Consider the following 17,140-nt stretch of genomic DNA (forward strand, 5'->3'; position numbering starts at 1 on the left):
GGGAACGACGAGCGCTGTCCCCCCTACGACTCCCCGCGCTCCCGGAACTCATCGCCGGGCACAGCCGGTCATCGCCGCTCCTCACCGGACCGCCCCCTGGCGGGGTCCACCGTCGCCTGGTGCGCCTCCGCGAGATGATCGGCCGCCTTCAGAGCCCGTGTCAGCCGCGGCAGGAACCGGGCACCCTTGCGCCAGCCGCACGTGTCGCACTCGATGGTGCGCCGGACGCCCGCCCGCCGCACCCGGACGACATGCTCGCGCCCGTGCCGGTCCCAGCGGCTCACCTTGCTCTCGTCGATCTGCGCCACGACGCCTCCCGCGTCCCGTCCGGGCCCACCCCGGTCGGCAAGGAGTGTGCAGCACGGGCGACGGCAACGGGGGGCGTCCCGGCATGAGTTGACCAAGCCGTTCTCTCGCAGCGACCCCGGCGTGCGGACCACGCCGACGAGCGACGTGCGGACCACGCGCCGGCCGGCCGGACCGGCGTCAGCCGATCCTGCGGGGCAGACGCAGGCTCAGCAGCCCCGTCACCACCACGCCCGCCACCTGCACGGCCAGCGTCGCCACCAGGGCGTCCCGCACGCCCGACCCCGGGACCAGGGAGAGGAACAGGGTGCCGAGGGTGGCCACGCCCAGGGCCAGCGAGGCCTGCTGGGTCGTCACCATCATCCCGCTGCCCACGCCCGCCCGGGCCGGCGGCACCTCGGACATCACCAGCCGCATGACGACCGGGAGTTGGAAGGCCTGCCCGGCACCCGCCACCGCCGTGCCCGGCAGCAGCTCCAGGACGCCGACGTCGGGCCAGTCGGCGCGGACCGTCAGCAGGATCAGCAGCACACCGATGCCCTGGAGCACCGCCCCCGCCGTCACCACCCGCGACCCGAACCGGGCCACCAGCCGGGGGCCGGCCAGCGAGGCGAGGAAGAACGCCACGGCCATCGGCGCGAGCGCCAGACCCGCCCGGACCGGGCCGAGCCCCGCCCCGCTCTGCAACGCCACCGCCACCACGAACATGAACCCGCTGAACCCCACCGCGAGCGGCGCCATGATCGTCAGCCCGCGCCGCAGCGTGGTGAGCGCGAGCAGGCTCGGCGGGACCAGCGGTGTCCGGCCGAGCCGGTCGGCGCGCCGCTCGACGCCGTAGAACGCCGCCGCCACCAGCGGGAACGCGGCCAGCGACAGCCACGTCCACAGCGGCCACCCGGCCGCCCGGCCCTCGGTGAGCGGGGCGAGCAGCGTCAGCAGGGCGGCGGCGAGCAGGACCGTGCCGGGGCCGTCCACCGGCTCGGGGTGCGGGGAGCGGCTCTCCGGGACGGTCCGCACGGCCAGGACCAGGCCCACGACGACCACGGGCACGTTCACCAGGAACACCGAACGCCAGCCGGTCCCGGCCAGGTCCGCCGCGACCAGGACCCCGCCCAGGATCTGGCCCGCCACCATGGACAGGCCGGCCGTGGCGCCGTAGAGGCTCATCGCCCGGGCCCGGCGCGGACCCTCCGTGGACGACTGGATGGTCGCGAGGACCTGCGGGACCATCGCGGCGGCCGAGGCGCCCTGCGCCACCCGCGCCAGGACCAGCGGCCATGCGCCGGGGGCGAGCCCGCAGGCCAGCGAGGTCAGCCCGAAGGCCGCCATTCCGCCCAGGAACAGCCGGCGCCGGCCGAAGAGATCGCCGAGCCGGCCCCCGAGGACCAGCAGCACGGCGTACGCGACCCCGTACCCGGCGACGACGAGCTCCAGGACGGACTCGCCCGCGGCCAGGTCCCGGCCGATGGTCGGCAGGGCCACGTTGACGATGAAGAAGTCGATGAGGGGCAGCGCCGCACCGAGCAGCACGGTGAACAGGCCGAGGGCGCCGAGAGGGTGGGCCGGGACCGCGGCGCGGACGCCCGGCGGGACGGTGGTGGTCGTTGACTGGGTCACGTCCCCGAGCCTGCGCCGCGCCCCAGACGGGTACCAGAGTGTCCTTATCCTGGTAGCGGCACTACCTGGCAACAGGGTCCGCGCCCCGGCAGGCTGGAGGCATGACGACGATGTTTCAGGAGACCGCGGAGACCGCGGAGACCGCGGCCACCGCGCCGACGTCCAGCGGCTCCGGCGCGGAGATACGGCGGCACGAACTCGCCGGCTTCCTGCGCAGCCGCCGGGAGCGGATCACTCCGGAGCAGGTCGGCCTCCCGCGCGGCGCCCGCCGCCGTACCCCGGGCCTGCGCCGCGAGGAGGTCGCCCATCTCTCGGCGGTCGGCGTGACCTGGTACACCTGGATCGAACAGGCCCGGGACATCCATGTCTCCGTGCAGGTCCTGGACGCCCTGGCCCGCACCCTCATGCTCGACGGCGGGGAACGCGCCCACCTCTTCCAGCTGGCCGGCGCCACCGACCCGACGCCCGCGGCGAACTGCGAGGGCGTCACCGACGCCGTGCGCATGACCCTGGACCAGCTCGACCCGCTGCCCGCCTGCGTTCAGAACAGCCGCTACGACATCCTCGCCTACAACCGTGCCTACGCCCGGCTGTTCTGCGACCTCGACGCGATCCCGCCCGAGGACCGCAACTGCATGCTCCTCGTCCACACCCATCCCGACTGGGGGGCCGCGATCGTCCACCTGGAGGAGACCATGCGGCTGATGGCGGCCAAGCTGCGCGCCTCCATGGCCGGGCATCTCTCCGAGCCTGCCTGGAAGATGCTGGTCAAGCGGCTCCAGGCGGAGTCACCGGAGTTCCGCGAGAACTGGGAGCGCTACGAGGTCGTCGTCAACCGCAGCAAGACCAAGGAGTTCCGCAATCCCTACGTCGGTCTCCTCACCCTCCACCACACCGACCTGTGGCTGAGCCCGGACCACGGCGCCCGCCTGGTGTCGTACACACCGGTGGACGAGGAGAGCCGGGGGCGGCTGGAGAGGCTGTACGCGATGTTCAACGGGACGGGCACAGGGTGACTTTGTCGCCCGGGTGCAGGACGACCGGCAGCCGCCAGCTGCTGGCTGTCGTGCGACGGCCGGCCTTGTCCACGGCGATGAGCGAGGCCTGCCCCGAGCCGTCCGTGCAGATACCGACGACGACCTTTGAGCCCCAGGCCCACTTGACCACCTTGATGTCGTCCTTGCTCAGGACCTCCGCCAGCTCCCGCCGGTCCCCCTCACGCAGGCTGCGCTTCTTCAACGTGAGCGTCACGCTGCCGTCCCCGTGCCGCTCCACCGCGTACGCAGCGGCCGCACCCGGCGACCCCGGCACCGCGACGGCCACCGCCAGGGCTACGGCACAGGCCCCCAGAGCCAGGGAGACCCGCCGCCGGGTGAGGAGCCGCCGCGGCCCGGGGGCCGGGACCTCCTCCCGCAGCTCGATCTCCCGCCGCAGCTCCGCCAGCAGCCGGTCCTCGAAGCTCTCCCGCGCGCTCATGCCTCTCCTCTGACCACGTGCAGCACCGACAGGTCCGGCACCACCGACGCCTCCGCCTCCGTCCCCGTCTCCGCCTCCGCGCGCAGCGCCTTGCGGGCCCGGTGCAGCCGGACCCTCGCCGTGACCTGGCGGATGCCGAGCGCGGCGGCCGCCTCCGTGACCGTCAGCTGGTCCACCGCGACCAGTTCGATCACCGCCCGTTCCCCCTCGGGCAGCCGGGACAGCGCGGCCAGCAGCCGACGGCCCGGGCTCTCCGCGTCGAGCTTGTCCTCCAGCCGGGCGATGTCGTCCGCCTCCAGCAGCCGGCGCCCCGAGAACCGCCGGTCCCGCTCCGCCTCCCGTGCGGCCCGGCGCCGCTCCGAGGAGACGACGTTGCGCGCGATGCCGTACAGCCAGGCCGTCTCGCTGCCGAGGCCCGGCCGGTAGGTGTGGGCCGAGTCGAGCACGGCGAGGAAGATCTCGGCGGTCAGATCGGCCGCCGTGTGCGGGTCGTCCACCCGCCGCGCCACGAACCGCGTCACGGCGTCCACGTGCCGCCGGTAGAACTCCTCGAACCCCGCTAAGAGCCCGGTCCGCTCCCCGCCCTCCACAGACGCCTCCCTCTCCTCGGCCACACCCGTACTTGGTACGGGCGCCGGGAAGCGTTACGGCGCCTCGGCGGTCAGGCGTTCACCCCGGCCGCCGTCCCCCTGGCGTCCCGCGGCTCCTCCTCCAGCCGGCGGGCCGTCCGCTCCGCCGTGCGGCGGGCCCAGGGGCCGGTGGTCAGGGTGCCGAGGGCGAGCACCAGGAGGCCGCAGGCGGTGAGGATCCACCAGCCGGGGCCGGCGGCGGTCACGAAGGTCTCGCGGTACGACGTCACGCTCACGCCCGCCGCCAGTACCGCGCCCACCACCGCGACGCCGAGGGTCTGGCCCAGCTGCCGGCTGGTGGAGGCGACCGCCGCCGCGACCCCGGCCTGGGTGCGGGGCATCCCGGAGACCGCCGTGTTGGTGATCGGCGCGTTCACGAAGCCGAAGCCGATGCCGAAGAGGGTGTAGCCGAGGAACAGCGTGACGTTCGAGGTCTCCGCGTCGAGGACCGCGAACAGCAGCGCGCTCACCGTCATGGCGAGGCCCGCGACGACCAGCGGCAGCCGGGGACCGCGGCTGCCGACCAGCCGGCCGGACAGCGGCGCGCACAGGAACATCGGCACGGCCATCGGCAGCATCCACAGCCCCGCGTCCAGCGCGCTCAGCCCGCGGACGTTCTGGAGGTAGAGCGTGGACAGGAAGAGGAACCCGCCCAGCGCCGCGAACGCGCTGATCGCCACGACCGTCGCCCCGCTGAACGGAGCCGAGCGGAAGAAGCGCAGGTCGATGAGGGGTTCGGCGCGGCGCGGCTCGTAGATCAGCAGGCCGGTGAGCGCGCCGAGCGCCAGGGCGGCGAAGGGGCCGCTGGTCGCGAGGCCCGCGCCGGGCGCCTCGATGATCGCGTACGTCAGGGAGCCGAAGAGCGCGATCACCAGCAGCTGGCCGACGGGGTCGGGGCGGCGGGCCCGCGGCGCGCGGGACTCGGGGACGAACCGGAGGGTGAGCAGCAGGGCCGCGAGGCCGACCGGGAGGTTGACCCAGAAGATCGCGCGCCAGCCCACCGCCTCCACCAGCGCCCCGCCGAGCAGGGGGCCGGCCGCCATCGAGATGCCCACGACCGCGCCCCACACCCCGATCGCCCGGGCCCGCTCCCGGGGGTCGGTGAAGGTGTTGGTGATGATCGACATGGCGACCGGGTTCAGCATCGAGCCGCCGACCGCCTGCACCATCCGGGCCGCGATCAGCAGGTCCAGGCTGGGCGCGAGGGAGCACAGCAGCGAGCCGAGCGAGAACACCACCAGGCCCGCCATGAAGACCTTGCGGCGGCCGATCCGGTCGGCGGTGGAGCCGGCGAGCATCAGCAACGCGGCCAGGACGACGGTGTAGGCGTCGATGGTCCACTGGAGTCCGGCGGTGGAGGCGTGCAGATCGCGCTCCATCGCGGGCAGCGCGACGTTCAGGGCGGTGGTGTCGAGGCTCACGATCAGCAGGCTCATGCAGCAGATCGCGAGGACGAGCCGGCGGCGGCGGGGGCTGAGCTCGGGCATGCGTTAATAGTACGGCTAACTAATGAATATGGCTCGCAGGGCGTGCCGTACGTGAGAATGGGGAAATGTCCACGACCGCGCCCTCGCCGAACACGACCCTGCGGATCGGCCCGCACGCCGTCCAGCCGCCCGTAGTCCTGGCCCCCATGGCCGGCATCACCAACGCGCCCTTCCGCACCCTGTGCAGGGAGTTCAGCGGCGGCAAGGGCCTGTTCGTGAGCGAGATGATCACCACGCGGGCGCTGGTCGAGCGCAACGAGAAGACCATGCAGCTGATCCACTTCGACGAGAGTGAGAAGCCCCGGTCCATCCAGCTGTACGGCGTCGACCCCGCGACCGTCGGCAAGGCCGTCCGCATGATCGCGGAGGAGGGCCTCGCCGACCACATCGACCTGAACTTCGGCTGCCCGGTCCCCAAGGTGACCCGCAAGGGCGGCGGTTCGGCCCTCCCCTACAAGCGCCCCCTGCTCCGCGCGATCCTGCGCGAGGCGGTGTCCGGCGCCGGGGACCTCCCGGTGACGATGAAGATGCGCAAGGGCATCGACGACGACCACATCACCTACCTCGACGCCGGCCGCATCGCGGTGGAGGAGGGCGTCACCGCCATCGCGCTGCACGGCCGCACCGCCGCCCAGCACTACGGCGGCACCGCCGACTGGGAGGCCGTCGCCCGGCTGAAGGAGCACGTCCCCGAGATCCCCGTCCTCGGCAACGGGGACATCTGGTCCGCCGAGGACGCGCTGCGGATGGTCCGCGAGACCGGCTGCGACGGGGTGGTCGTCGGACGCGGGTGCCTGGGCCGGCCGTGGCTGTTCGCGGACCTGGTGGCCGCGTTCGAGGGACGCCACGACGACTTCCGCAGGCCGCCGCTGCGGGAGGTCGCCGACGTGATGGTCCGGCACGCGACCCTGCTCGGCGAGTGGATCGGCGACGAGTCCAAGGGAGTCGTCGACTTCCGCAAGCATGTCGCCTGGTACCTCAAGGGCTTCGCGGTCGGCAGCGAGATGCGCAAGCGCCTCGCCGTCACCTCCTCCCTGGAGGAACTCCGTTCCGGGCTCGACGAGTTGGACCTCGATCAGCCCTGGCCCGCCGGCGCCGACGGGCCCCGCGGCCGTACGTCCGGCAACAACCGGGTGGTGCTGCCGGACGGCTGGCTGAAGGACCCGTACGACTGCGCGGGCGTCGGCGAGGACGCGGAGCTGGACACCTCCGGCGGCTGAACTCCCCGCCGTCGGCCCTTCCTGGGGAGATCCGTCGTTCTCGGAGGTCAGTCCTTCTTGGGGTGCATGGTGGAGCCGTAGGCCGTCAGGAAGCGGTCGCGGAAGGAGCTCATCTTCCACACCGGGGCGTTGTGGGCGGGCCGCAGACCGTCGGTCCAGTTCCAGCCGGCGATCTTGTCGAGGACCTTCGGGTCCTTGGCGACGATCGAGATCGGCACGTCCCGGCTGGCGTTCTGGCCGCTGACCCGGGCGATCGGCTGGTGGTCGCCGAGGAAGACCAGGACGGTGTCGTCGCTGCCGTAGCGCTCCAGCCACTCGGTCAGCGCGGTCACCGAGTACTGGATCGACTTGCCGTACTCCTCCTTGGACTTGGTGGCGTCGGCGATGACGTCGGACGCCTTGTTGCCGGCCGCCTCGATGGCGTTGAACACCGAGCCGTCGCCCAGTTCGTCCCAGCCGACCATCTTCGGGATCGGCGCCCAGGGCTGGTGGCTGGAGGTCAGGATGATCTCCGACATCAGCGGCTTGTCACGCTGCTTGGAGTGCTCCAGCTGCTGGAACGCCTCCAGCGCGTACTGGTCGGGCATCGTCGACCAGCTGAACTTCGGTCCCTGATACCCCATCTGGAAGGCGTTGTAGACCTTTTCCAGGCCGTAGTACTTCGCCTCCGGCCAGCCCTTCTGCACGCCCGGCATGATCCCGACGGTGTCCCAGGCGCCCGTCTTCCGGAACACCTTGGTGAGCGAGAGGTGGTCGCTGGCCATCACCGTGCGGTAGCGCTGCTGGTTGTCCACCCACAGCCCGGACAGGGTGGTGGAGTGGCCGAGCCAGCTGCTGCCGCCGTACGTCGCCGAGGTCAGCCAGCCGCTCTTCGCGTGGAAGCCGGCCTTCGCGAGGGCCTCGGTGCGGGCCTGGAGGGTGGCGTCCACGCCGGGGGACATGATCGGGTCCTCGATGGCGCTGCGGCCGTAGCTCTCGATGAACGTGAAGATCATGTCCTTGCCGCGCAGATCGGGCACGAGCTGGTCGGCGGGGGTGTTGCCGAAGGTGTCGCTGCGGGTCTCCTTGCCGAACGCGGCCTCGTCCCGGAGGGTGTCCCGCACCTGACGGGCCTCGGACTGGAGCCGGTTCGCCACGCGGTCGGAGGCGACCGGGATACCGGCGTACTGGAAGCCCAGGACCGAGCAGGCGATCCAGGCGGTGCCCGCGACGAGGGTGCCGCGGGTGGCCCTGCGGGGGTCGCGGACCAGGATGTTGCTCAGCCGGACCGTCGCCAGCGCCGTCATCGTGATCACGAGCGCGACGAGCAGGACGACGCCGACCGCCGCCGCACGGGCCGCGGTCCTCCCCAGGGTGTCCGCGAGGTACGACTGCGCGTCGTTCAGCAGGCCCCAGTCGAGGACCAGGTTGAAGTCCCGGCCCAGGTACTCCATGAAACCGATGTCGAGCAGGTTCAGCACGGTCAGCGCGCCGAGCACCGCACCGCCGAGTGCCGCGAGCGCGATGCGCGGCCTGCGGGGCAGCGCGAGCAGCACCGCCGCCCCGATGATCGCCTCACCCGGCAGCCGGAGGAAGCGGTTCACCTGCAACGCGGCCATCCGGTTCGGCAGCAGCAACGCCCCGATCACCCACACGAGCGACAACAGCGTCACCGCCCACCACACCCCCCGGGCGGCCCCGGGATGCCGCCCGCGCCAGCCCCGCAGAGAGGCGACACGGGCCTTGAAGGAGGGGCGCGCGGCGGGGGCACTGTCGGATGCGGCGGCGGTCTCGGTGCCGGGCTCGGTGGCGGTCTCGGTGCCGGATTCGGTGACGGGCTGGGTGCCGGATTCGGTGGCGGGCTGCTCCGAGGGGGAGTCCGCCGCTTCCTGCTCGGGTGCCGGAGGGGGCACGTCGGTGCCCTCGGGATCTTTCGAAGCCGCCGGCTGGGGTGAGGGAGTGGAGACAGGCACCCGAGGGTCCTTCCGTACGAAGCCCGGTGTTCGGCGGACCCGGCGCGGGAAGCCGGATCCGCCTCAGTTTCGTACGGCCTGCCCCCGGCCCGTGTTCAGCCCCCTCGTCCAGTGGTCGGCAAACACCGTGCAAACCCCACCCCAAGCACCACCCCCTAGGCCCCGCCGACCGCCGTGAGCAGCGCCAACGGGGCGGCCGCCGCACGGGACTCCCGTACGCACGCGTGCGGGTAGGGAACCGGTTCGGCGTGTGTGTCCCGGCCGTAGCCGGCGAGCACCTCGGGAAGCCGGTGCCCGGTCGCCGTCGCCGCGTCGACCAGCGCGCGGGCGACCGTGCGGGCCTCGTCGTGCAGCCCGTACCGCGCGAGCCCCAGGGTGATCAGCGCGTTGTCGTGCGGCCAGACCGAACCGCGGTGGTAGGAGAGCGGGTGGTACGCCGGCTGCCCGGCGGCGAGCGTGCGTACGCCCCAGCCCGAGAAGAAGTCGGGTTCCAGCAGGCGCCGGCCGACGACCTCGCCGTACTCCTTGTCCAGGAGCCCCGACCACAGCAGATGCCCGGCGTCGGAGGCCAGCGCGTCGACCTGGCGGCCCGCCCCGTCCAGCGCGAGCGCCGGGAAGGAGCGCTCCGGCATCCAGAAGTCCCGCTGGAAGCGGTCCCGCAGATCGGCGGCCGCCTGTTCCAGGAGGGCGGCGTACGTGGTGTCCTCCCACACCGTGCGCGCCACCCACGCCGTGCGGCGCAGCGCGTCGTACGCGTACCCCTGCGCCCCCGCCGCCATGACCGCCCCGGTGGCACGGGTGCCGTCGGCGGAACAGATGGAGCCGGGGGAGTCCTTCCAGTTCTGGTTGGCGAGGCCGCCCTGGTCGGCGCGGTAGATCAGATAGCCGCGGGTGGTCAGCCCGCCGTGGTCGAGCATCCAGGCGACCGCCGCGCGGGCGTGCGGCTCCAGCCGGCGGGCCAGCGCGGTGTCGCCGGTGTGTTCGACGTACGCGCCCAGCACGACGAGGAAGAGCGGGGTCGCGTCCACCGAGCCGTAGTAGCGGCCGTAGGGGACCTGCCCGAAGTGGGCCAGCTCGCCGTGCCGCACCTCGTGGACGATCTTGCCGGGCTGGGACACCGACGGCGCGTGGGACTCGGTCGCCTGGGCGGCGGCGAGCGCCGGGAGCGTGGCGGCGGCCAGCTGCGGTCGGTAGGGAAGCGCGAAGAGGGAGGTGAGGAGGGCGTCGCGGCCGAGGAGGGCGAGGAACCAGGGCGCTCCGGCGGCCGGCACGCGCAGCTCCTCGCCGTCCGGACCGTTGGCCTGAACTTGGAGCGTGGCAAGGTCGGCGAGCCCTCGAACACAGGCGGTCGCCAGTTCGGGCCATTCCGTGGGAAAAGCGACACCTTCCATGAACTCGCCCTCCTGCGCAAGTACCTTTTCGGCCATTGCGGAAGGGGAGCAGGGGACCCGCAGCGCACGCTTCTCGCCATGCGGCCGGGCCATCACACGCAGGATCAGCTCGGCACTGCCGTGCGCCTCCAGCTCCAGCGTCCACACCAGCCGACGGGCGCCGGTGCCGGTCTCCTCGACGGCGTCCGGGGCGGGTTCGGCGGTCACCGTCGTACAGGACCGCCACTCCCCGCGCCGGTAGCCGAACTCCACGCCGTCGTCGAGGATCTCGCGGCGGCGGACGACGCCCGTCTTGGCGTACGTACGGTGGTCGGCGCGCAGCTCGAACTGGTCCGTGAAGTCCGCGTCCACGGTCAGGGCGAGCCGGACCGTGGTCGGCACCGGACGGTTGCCGACCACCCGGACCGACTCCACGAACGAGCAGTCCCCGACGGCCTGTTCACGGAAGAGCGTGCAGGACGGCGGCTCGTCGCGCCCGCCGCGCGGGACGAGCACACAGCGGGTGGTGTCCCCGCCCGCGACCGGCGCGAGTTCCTCCGGCACCGCGCCGTCCACCGTGAGCTGCCAGCGGCTGAGGTGCCGGGCGTCCCGGACGAACAGCCCCTGCGGGGAGGAGCCGGCGCCCCTCACCCCGCTGATGTCCCCGCGCTCGCCGACGGCGGCGAACGTCCCGCCGTACACGAGCAGATGATGCCGGTCCGTCATCCCCGGTCCCCTCCCTTGTCGGTCGCGGTGTGCTGGTGGAGCAGGTCGAGCGTGAGCGCGGCGGTCCAGCTGAAGCCGGTCGCGCCGCAGGCCTCGCCGGTGTACGGATCGACGTACTCGGCGAAGTCCGAGGCCGGCGCGGTGTCCAGGACGCCCTGGCGCAGCGCGTCCGCGTCCGCGAGGTGGCCGTGCAGCCGCAGGCCGCGCTCCAGGAGCCAGGCCGTGTTGAACCAGGCCGGCCCCCGCCAGTAGCGGTGCGGGTCGAAGGCCTCGGCGAGCAGGTCGTAACTGGGGACGAGACGGGTCGCCGTACCGACCCCGAAGTGCGGGCCCCGGAGCGTGCGGACGACGCCCGCGACCACCTCGCGCGGCAGATCCGGCAGAAGCAACGGCACCAGCCCGGAGACCCCACGCTCGCGGATCAGGGCGCCGTTGCCTTCGCCGGTCGGGGCGCCCTCGGGGCGCGGCCGGGCGCCGTTGCCGTCGCCGGTCGGGGCGCTCTCCGGCTGCCGGGGCCGTGGGCCTCTTGGGCCTCTGTCCTCGTCGGCCGGGACGCCCAGGGGCCGGGCTCCGGAGCTTGCGCGGGTGCCGGCCCCGGCGTCCTGGGGCCGGGCTCCGGAGCCACTGTCCGCCCGCATCTGGGTGTCTTCGGGCCGCGGTCCACGCTCTCCCCGCTCGTGCGCAGAGGCGCCCCCGTGTCCTGGCCCCGACACCGGCACCGGCCCGCAGCCCCCGCGCCGACGGCCCCGGACCTCGGTGCCCCGCACGTCCCGGCAGAAGAACATCCCCTCCGCCGGGTCCCACAGCCGTTCCACGAGCGCCGCCGTGAGCCGCTCGGCGCGCGCGTGGCGTGCGGTCGCCGTCGCCCCCAGCTCGCGCGCGATCCGGGCGAGGGCGTGCTCGGAGGCGATGAGCAGCGCGTTGAAGGAAGGATCCTCCACCGCGAAGTCGCCCCTCCCGTCGGCGTACCCGGCGTCCCGGTAGTCCGTCGCCAGCCGGACGTAGCGCCCGTAGTCGAGGTCCGTCGGCCGGTCCTCGGCCGCCCCGTGGTCGAGGTCGGCGCGCCGGAAGGAGCGGGCCGGGGCCGGGTCGACCCGGGAGAGCGGGGCGTCCCAGCTCGGCGCGTTGTCCATGCCCTGCTCCCAGGGGTGGACGACGCAGACGAGGCCGGCCCCGCCCAGGTCACGCCGGTGCAGCAGATAGCGGTGCCAGGCGGCCAGCCGTGGGTAGACCCGGGCCAGGAAGCCCCGCGCCCGGGACAGCCCCGGGTCGGCGCGGTGCACCAGCCAGGCCGCGAGCGCGTGCACCGGTGGCTGCACGATGCCCGAGGTCTGTACGGTGCGCGGGGCGCCCGCAGCGCGCCCCGCGGTCGAGGAGCGCCAGAAGTCGGGGCTCGGGAAGTAGGCGTCGAGCGGCACGGAGGGGTTGAAGACGATGTGCGGGATGCGCCCGTCGCCCCACTGGGCTGCCAGCAGGGTCTCCAGCTCGGTCTGTGCCCGCAGCGGCGAGACGTGCCGCAGACCGATCGCGACGAACGCCGAGTCCCAGGACCACTGGTGCGGGTACAGCCGCCGCGAGGGCACCGTCGAGGTGCCCGTCCAGTTGTCCTCCAGCACCTTCACCGCGCCGTCGTGCACCGCTCTGAGGTGCGGCGGACCCGGCGGCGCCGAAGGATCGTATACGGCGGTGAACTCCGCGGGGCGGGCGATGAGCTGGGCGGTGCGATCCACTCGGGGCTCCCCGAAAGACGTCAAGGCGGCCCCCTGGTTCGGCAGGGGCTACCGTAGGGTTACGTCTATTTAACACGCAAAACTCAATATGTAATGCAAGCTTGAGAAGCACAAGGGGGTGCGCATGACTGGGCGTCCGGGACGGACCGGCAGGGCGAGTGGTCAGGCCAGCGCCGGAGAACTGCTCGAACTGGTACGCAGTGGGCGGGCGACGACACGCGGTGCCCTGCAACAGGCGACGGGCCTCTCCCGGGCGACGGTCGGACAGCGTCTGGACCGGCTGTTCCGGGCCGGCTGGCTGCGCGAGGGCGCGGGCGGGCCGGTCGGCTCACCGCAGGGCGGCCGCCCCTCGATCACCCTGGAGTTCGACGACGACCACGCGGTGGTGCTCGCCGCCGACCTGGACACCCGGCACGCCCGCGCGGCCGTGCTGACCCTGACCGGCGAGATCCTCGCGGAGCACTCCGGTGCGCTGGCGGTCGAGGACGGCCCGGACCTCGTCCTCGGTGAACTGGGCGGCTGGTTCGCCGAGTTGCTGGAGAAGGCGGGCCACCGGGCGCAGGAGGTCTGCGGCATGGGCCTCGCCGTGCCCGGTCCGGTGGACAGCGACACGGGCCGGGTGGTGCAGCCGCCGATGATGCCCGGCTGGGACGGCTACGACATACGGGGGCGCCTGGCCAGGGCGTTCACCGAGCGCACCGGAGCCCCCGCGGTCCCCGTCCTCGTCGACAACGACGCGAACCTCATGGCGTACGGCGAACAGCGCACCGGCCACCCCGACTGCTCGGCGTTCGTCCTGGTCAAGGTCTCGACGGGCATCGGCGCCGGGGTCGTGGTCAACGGCTCGGTCTTCCGTGGGATCGACGGCGGCGCCGGGGACATCGGACACATCCGGGTGGGTGCCGAGGCGCTGTGCCGGTGCGGCTCCTACGGCTGTCTCGCCGCCGTGGCCAGCGGGGGTGCCGTGGCCCGCAGGCTGGCGGAGACCGGGGTGCCGGCGGCCTCCGGCTCCGACGTACGGGACCTGCTGGCGGCCGGGCACCCGGGGGCGGCGGCGCTGGCCCGGGAGGCGGGGCGGCAGGTGGGGGACGTCCTGGCGACGGTCGTGACCCTGCTGAACCCCGGGGTGCTGATGATCGCCGGGGACCTGGCGGGCACCCCCTTCCTCACCGGGGTGCGCGAGCTGCTCTACCAGCGCGCGCTGCCCCGCTCCACCGCCCGTCTGGACGTGGTGACCTCGCGGCTGGGGGAGCGGGCGGGGCTGGTGGGAGCGGGTGCGCTGGTCGTGGAGCACCTGTACGCACCCGAGCGGGTGGAGGAGCGGTTGCTGGCCCTGGGGGTGTGAGGGACGCTCGTGAGTGCACCGCGTGCACCGCGTGCACCGCGTGCACCGCGTGCGCTGCGTGCGCTGCGTGCGCTGCGTCCACCGCGGTGCGTCCGGATGATGGAATCCGAGCCGCCGCGACGGCGTGATTCTCGCCACCCTTGAGGGGGGAAATGCTCAGATGAGCGGATCATGGATCGAATGCACTTCCTCAAGGGGTGGCACTGGGTGCCACCCTGTGATCGTTCATCGATCGAAATCAGACGTGCGGGCAGGCTGCTCATCTGAGCGAAAAACCGCGCCTGTGGGCGCCCTCGCATTCAAGAAGTGAAAACATGCGCCGGTCTTCGCTTGCCAAGCCTTGACTTTCGATCCACTGGCTGACGACGGGTTACGGGCGCATGACGCACAAGTGGACGTACCCAGGCGCCTTCGATCTGGGTATGTTCCTCGCCGTCAGGGCAGCCACCGCGTCCTCGAGGAGTCGAGACCCGTGTCGGAAAACAAAGAACCCCACGTAGTGAAGTTCGTTTACGACTTCACCGAGGGCAACAAGGACCTCAAGGACCTCCTGGGTGGCAAGGGCGCCAACCTCGCCGAGATGACCAACCTGGGCCTCCCCGTCCCGCCCGGCTTCACCATCACCACCGAGGCCTGCAAGGTCTACCTGGAGAGCGGCGAGGAGCCGGCGGCACTGCGTGACGAGGTGAGTGCGCACCTCGTCGCCCTCGAGGAGCGGATGGGCAAGAAGCTCGGCCAGGCCGACGACCCGCTGCTCGTCTCGGTCCGCTCGGGCGCCAAGTTCTCCATGCCCGGGATGATGGACACGGTCCTCAACATCGGTCTCTCCGACAAGTCGGTCCAGGGTCTCGCCCGGCAGGCCGGCGACGACCGCTTCGCGTGGGACTCCTACCGCCGCCTCATCCAGATGTTCGGCAAGACGGTCCTCGGCGTCGACGGCGAGCTCTTCGAGGAGGCCCTCGAAGGCGCCAAGGCCGCCAAGAAGGTCACCGTCGACACCGAGCTGGAAGCGGCGGACCTGAAGAAGCTCGTCACCAAGTTCAAGAAGATCGTCAGGACCGAGGCCGGCCGGGACTTCCCGCAGGACCCGCGCGAGCAGATGGACCTCGCCATCAAGGCGGTCTTCGACTCCTGGAACGGCGACCGCGCCAAGCTCTACCGCCGCCAGGAGCGCATCCCCGGCGACCTCGGCACGGCGGTCAACGTCTGTTCCATGGTCTTCGGCAACCTGGGCCCCGACTCCGGCACCGGCGTCGCCTTCACCCGCGACCCCGCCTCCGGCCACCAGGGCGTCTACGGCGACTACCTCCAGAACGCCCAGGGCGAGGACGTCGTCGCGGGCATCCGCAACACCGTCCCGCTCGCCGAGCTGGAGCGGATCGACAAGAAGTCCTACGACCAGCTCCTCGGCATCATGGAGACGCTGGAGAACCACTACAAGGACCTCTGCGACATCGAGTTCACCATCGAGCGCGGCCAGCTGTGGATGCTCCAGACCCGGGTCGGCAAGCGCACCGCCGGTGCCGCCTTCCGTATCGCCACCCAGCTGGTGGACCAGGGGCTCATCGACGAGGCCGAGGCGCTGCAGCGGGTCACGGGCGCCCAGCTCGCCCAGCTGATGTTCCCGCGCTTCGACGAGGAGGCGAAGGTCGCGCAGGTCGGCCGGGGCATCGCCGCCTCGCCGGGCGCCGCCGTCGGCAAGGCCGTCTTCGACTCGTACACCGCAGTGAAGTGGTCCCGCTCCGGCGAGAAGGTCATCCTGGTCCGCCGGGAGACCAACCCCGACGACCTCGACGGCATGATCGCCGCCGAGGGCATCCTGACCTCCCGCGGCGGCAAGACCTCCCACGCGGCCGTCGTCGCCCGCGGCATGGGCAAGACCTGTGTATGCGGCGCCGAGGAACTCGAGGTCGACACCAAGCGCCGCCGGATGACGGTCCCCGGCGGACACGTGGTCGAGGAGGGCGACGTCATCTCCATCGACGGCTCCTCCGGCAAGGTCTACCTGGGCGAGGTCCCGGTCGTCCCGTCCCCCGTCGTGGAGTACTTCGAGGGCCGCATGCACGCCGGTGCCGACGACGCCGACGAACTCGTCGAGGCCGTCCACCGGATCATGGCCTTCGCCGACCGCAAGCGCCGACTGCGCGTGCGCGCCAACGCCGACAACGCCGAGGACGCGCTGCGCGCCCGCCGCTTCGGCGCCCAGGGCATCGGCCTGTGCCGCACCGAGCACATGTTCCTCGGCGACCGCCGTGAGCTGGTCGAGCGCCTGATCCTCGCGGACACCGAGGCCGAGCGCGAGGAGTCCCTGGAACAGCTCCTGCCGTTGCAGAAGAAGGACTTCGTCGAGCTGTTCGAGGCGATGGACGGCCTGCCCGTCACCATCCGCCTCCTCGACCCGCCGCTGCACGAGTTCCTGCCCGACATCACCGAGCTGTCGGTGCGCGTGGCGCTCGCCGAGTCCCGCCAGGAGCCGCACGAGAACGAGCTGCGCCTGCTCCAGGCCGTCCACCGCCTCCACGAACAGAACCCGATGCTGGGCCTGCGCGGCGTACGGCTCGGCCTGGTCATCCCCGGCCTGTTCACCATGCAGGTCCGCGCCATCGCCGAGGCGGCCGCCGCGCGCAAGAACGCCAAGGGCGACCCACGCGCCGAGATCATGATCCCGCTCGTCGGCACCGTCCAGGAGCTGGAGATCGTCCGCGAGGAGGCCGACCAGGTCGTCGCCGAGGTCGAGGCGGCCACGGGGGTGTCCCTGAAGCTGTCCATCGGCACGATGATCGAGCTGCCGCGCGCCGCACTGACGGCCGGCCAGATCGCCGAGGCCGCGGAGTTCTTCTCCTTCGGCACCAACGACCTCACCCAGACGGTGTGGGGCTTCAGCCGGGACGACGTGGAGGCCTCCTTCTTCACGGCATACCTGGAGAAGGGCATCTTCGGGGTGTCCCCGTTCGAGACGATCGACAAGGACGGCGTCGGCTCCCTGGTCAGGGCGGCGGCGACGGCGGGCCGCGCGACCCGCCCCGACCTCAAGCTCGGCGTCTGCGGCGAGCACGGCGGCGACCCCGAGTCGGTGCACTTCTTCCACGAGGTGGGCCTCGACTACGTCTCCTGCTCCCCCTTCCGCATCCCGGTCGCCCGCCTGGAAGCGGGCCGCGCGGCCACCCAGTCGGCGGGCAGCGACCACCGCTGAGCCCCGGAGCCGCCGTCGGTCCCCGACCCTCAGCACCGATCGGCGGCGGCTCCGGCACGCAAGAGGAGGGCGGCACCCTGTGCGGGGGT

General features: G+C 72.5%; 12 protein-coding genes. 4 read left to right on the top strand and 8 right to left on the bottom strand.

Translation table 11 applies throughout. The annotated features are described in order from the left end of the window. Positions 1-68 precede the first annotated feature (68 nt). Together U5640_RS30605 and U5640_RS30610 are read right to left on the bottom strand one after the other, a co-directional pair. Positions 69-308: a hypothetical protein gene (locus U5640_RS30605; protein WP_340379734.1), complete on the bottom strand. Its 240-nt coding sequence runs from the start codon at positions 306-308 to the stop codon at positions 69-71. 178 nt (positions 309-486) lie between these two features. Then, positions 487-1,845 (bottom strand): MFS transporter, encoded by a 1,359-nt coding sequence (locus tag U5640_RS30610; protein ID WP_340385431.1) that lies wholly within the window; start codon positions 1,843-1,845, stop codon positions 487-489. 188 nt (positions 1,846-2,033) lie between these two features. On the opposite strand from U5640_RS30610, the gene U5640_RS30615 reads away from it, so the two are divergent. Beyond that, positions 2,034-2,939, top strand: a complete 906-nt coding sequence (locus tag U5640_RS30615) for a helix-turn-helix transcriptional regulator (RefSeq protein WP_340385433.1) — start codon at positions 2,034-2,036, stop codon at positions 2,937-2,939. Here U5640_RS30615 and U5640_RS30620 read toward each other — a convergent pair. The 3 genes from U5640_RS30620 to U5640_RS30630 are packed head-to-tail and all read right to left on the bottom strand — an operon-like array spanning position 2,917 to position 5,515. Beyond that, positions 2,917-3,399, bottom strand: coding sequence for a hypothetical protein (locus U5640_RS30620; protein ID WP_340379736.1), 483 nt, complete (start codon positions 3,397-3,399; stop codon positions 2,917-2,919). The genes U5640_RS30615 and U5640_RS30620 overlap by 23 nt on opposite strands. Then, positions 3,396-4,013, bottom strand: coding sequence for an RNA polymerase sigma factor (locus tag U5640_RS30625; protein ID WP_340379738.1), 618 nt, complete (start codon positions 4,011-4,013; stop codon positions 3,396-3,398). Before U5640_RS30625 ends, U5640_RS30620 begins: the two co-directional genes overlap by 4 nt. A 47-nt stretch (positions 4,014-4,060) precedes the next feature. Next, positions 4,061-5,515: an MFS transporter gene (locus U5640_RS30630; RefSeq protein ID WP_340379740.1), complete on the bottom strand. Its 1,455-nt coding sequence runs from the start codon at positions 5,513-5,515 to the stop codon at positions 4,061-4,063. Positions 5,516-5,580: 65 nt separating this feature from the next. On the opposite strand from U5640_RS30630, the gene dusB reads away from it, so the two are divergent. Beyond that, the gene (gene dusB / locus U5640_RS30635) at positions 5,581-6,735 is read left to right on the top strand and encodes a tRNA dihydrouridine synthase DusB (RefSeq protein ID WP_340379742.1); all 1,155 of its coding nucleotides are present in this window, start codon (positions 5,581-5,583) and stop codon (positions 6,733-6,735) included. 47 nt (positions 6,736-6,782) lie between these two features. Here the strand turns inward: dusB and U5640_RS30640 are convergent, their stop codons facing one another. The 3 genes from U5640_RS30640 to U5640_RS30650 form a co-directional block, all read right to left on the bottom strand. Continuing rightward, the gene (locus tag U5640_RS30640; protein WP_340379744.1) at positions 6,783-8,687 is read right to left on the bottom strand and encodes a CDP-alcohol phosphatidyltransferase; all 1,905 of its coding nucleotides are present in this window, start codon (positions 8,685-8,687) and stop codon (positions 6,783-6,785) included. A gap of 155 nt (positions 8,688-8,842) precedes the next feature. Further along, positions 8,843-10,783: a glycogen debranching N-terminal domain-containing protein gene (locus tag U5640_RS30645; protein WP_340379746.1), complete on the bottom strand. Its 1,941-nt coding sequence runs from the start codon at positions 10,781-10,783 to the stop codon at positions 8,843-8,845. After that, positions 10,780-12,513 (bottom strand): hypothetical protein, encoded by a 1,734-nt coding sequence (locus U5640_RS30650; RefSeq protein ID WP_340379748.1) that lies wholly within the window; start codon positions 12,511-12,513, stop codon positions 10,780-10,782. The genes U5640_RS30645 and U5640_RS30650 overlap by 4 nt, the downstream gene beginning before the upstream one ends. A gap of 124 nt (positions 12,514-12,637) precedes the next feature. Here U5640_RS30650 and U5640_RS30655 point away from each other — a divergent pair, with 124 nt between their 5' ends. Both U5640_RS30655 and ppdK read left to right on the top strand, forming a co-directional pair. Beyond that, entirely contained in the window at positions 12,638-13,858 is a 1,221-nt protein-coding gene (locus tag U5640_RS30655) for an ROK family protein (protein WP_340379750.1), read from the top strand. Between the two features lie 499 nt (positions 13,859-14,357). Further along, entirely contained in the window at positions 14,358-17,051 is a 2,694-nt protein-coding gene (gene ppdK, locus U5640_RS30660; protein ID WP_340379752.1) for a pyruvate, phosphate dikinase, read from the top strand. Positions 17,052-17,140 lie beyond the last annotated feature (89 nt).

The organism is Streptomyces sp. SS7, from assembly GCF_037993025.1.
GTDB lineage: Bacteria > Actinomycetota > Actinomycetes > Streptomycetales > Streptomycetaceae > Streptomyces.

Excerpts from the sequence above, each read along its gene's own strand:
- U5640_RS30655 (WP_340379750.1), top strand. The coding sequence starts at position 12,638 with ATGACTGGGCGTCCGGGACGGACCGGCAGGGCGAGTGGTCAGGCCAGC.
- U5640_RS30645 (WP_340379746.1), bottom strand. The coding sequence starts at position 10,783 with ATGACGGACCGGCATCATCTGCTCGTGTACGGCGGGACGTTCGCCGCC.
- dusB (WP_340379742.1), top strand. The coding sequence starts at position 5,581 with ATGTCCACGACCGCGCCCTCGCCGAACACGACCCTGCGGATCGGCCCG.
- U5640_RS30615 (WP_340385433.1), top strand. The coding sequence starts at position 2,034 with ATGTTTCAGGAGACCGCGGAGACCGCGGAGACCGCGGCCACCGCGCCG.
- U5640_RS30620 (WP_340379736.1), bottom strand. The coding sequence starts at position 3,399 with ATGAGCGCGCGGGAGAGCTTCGAGGACCGGCTGCTGGCGGAGCTGCGG.
- U5640_RS30630 (WP_340379740.1), bottom strand. The coding sequence starts at position 5,515 with ATGCCCGAGCTCAGCCCCCGCCGCCGCCGGCTCGTCCTCGCGATCTGC.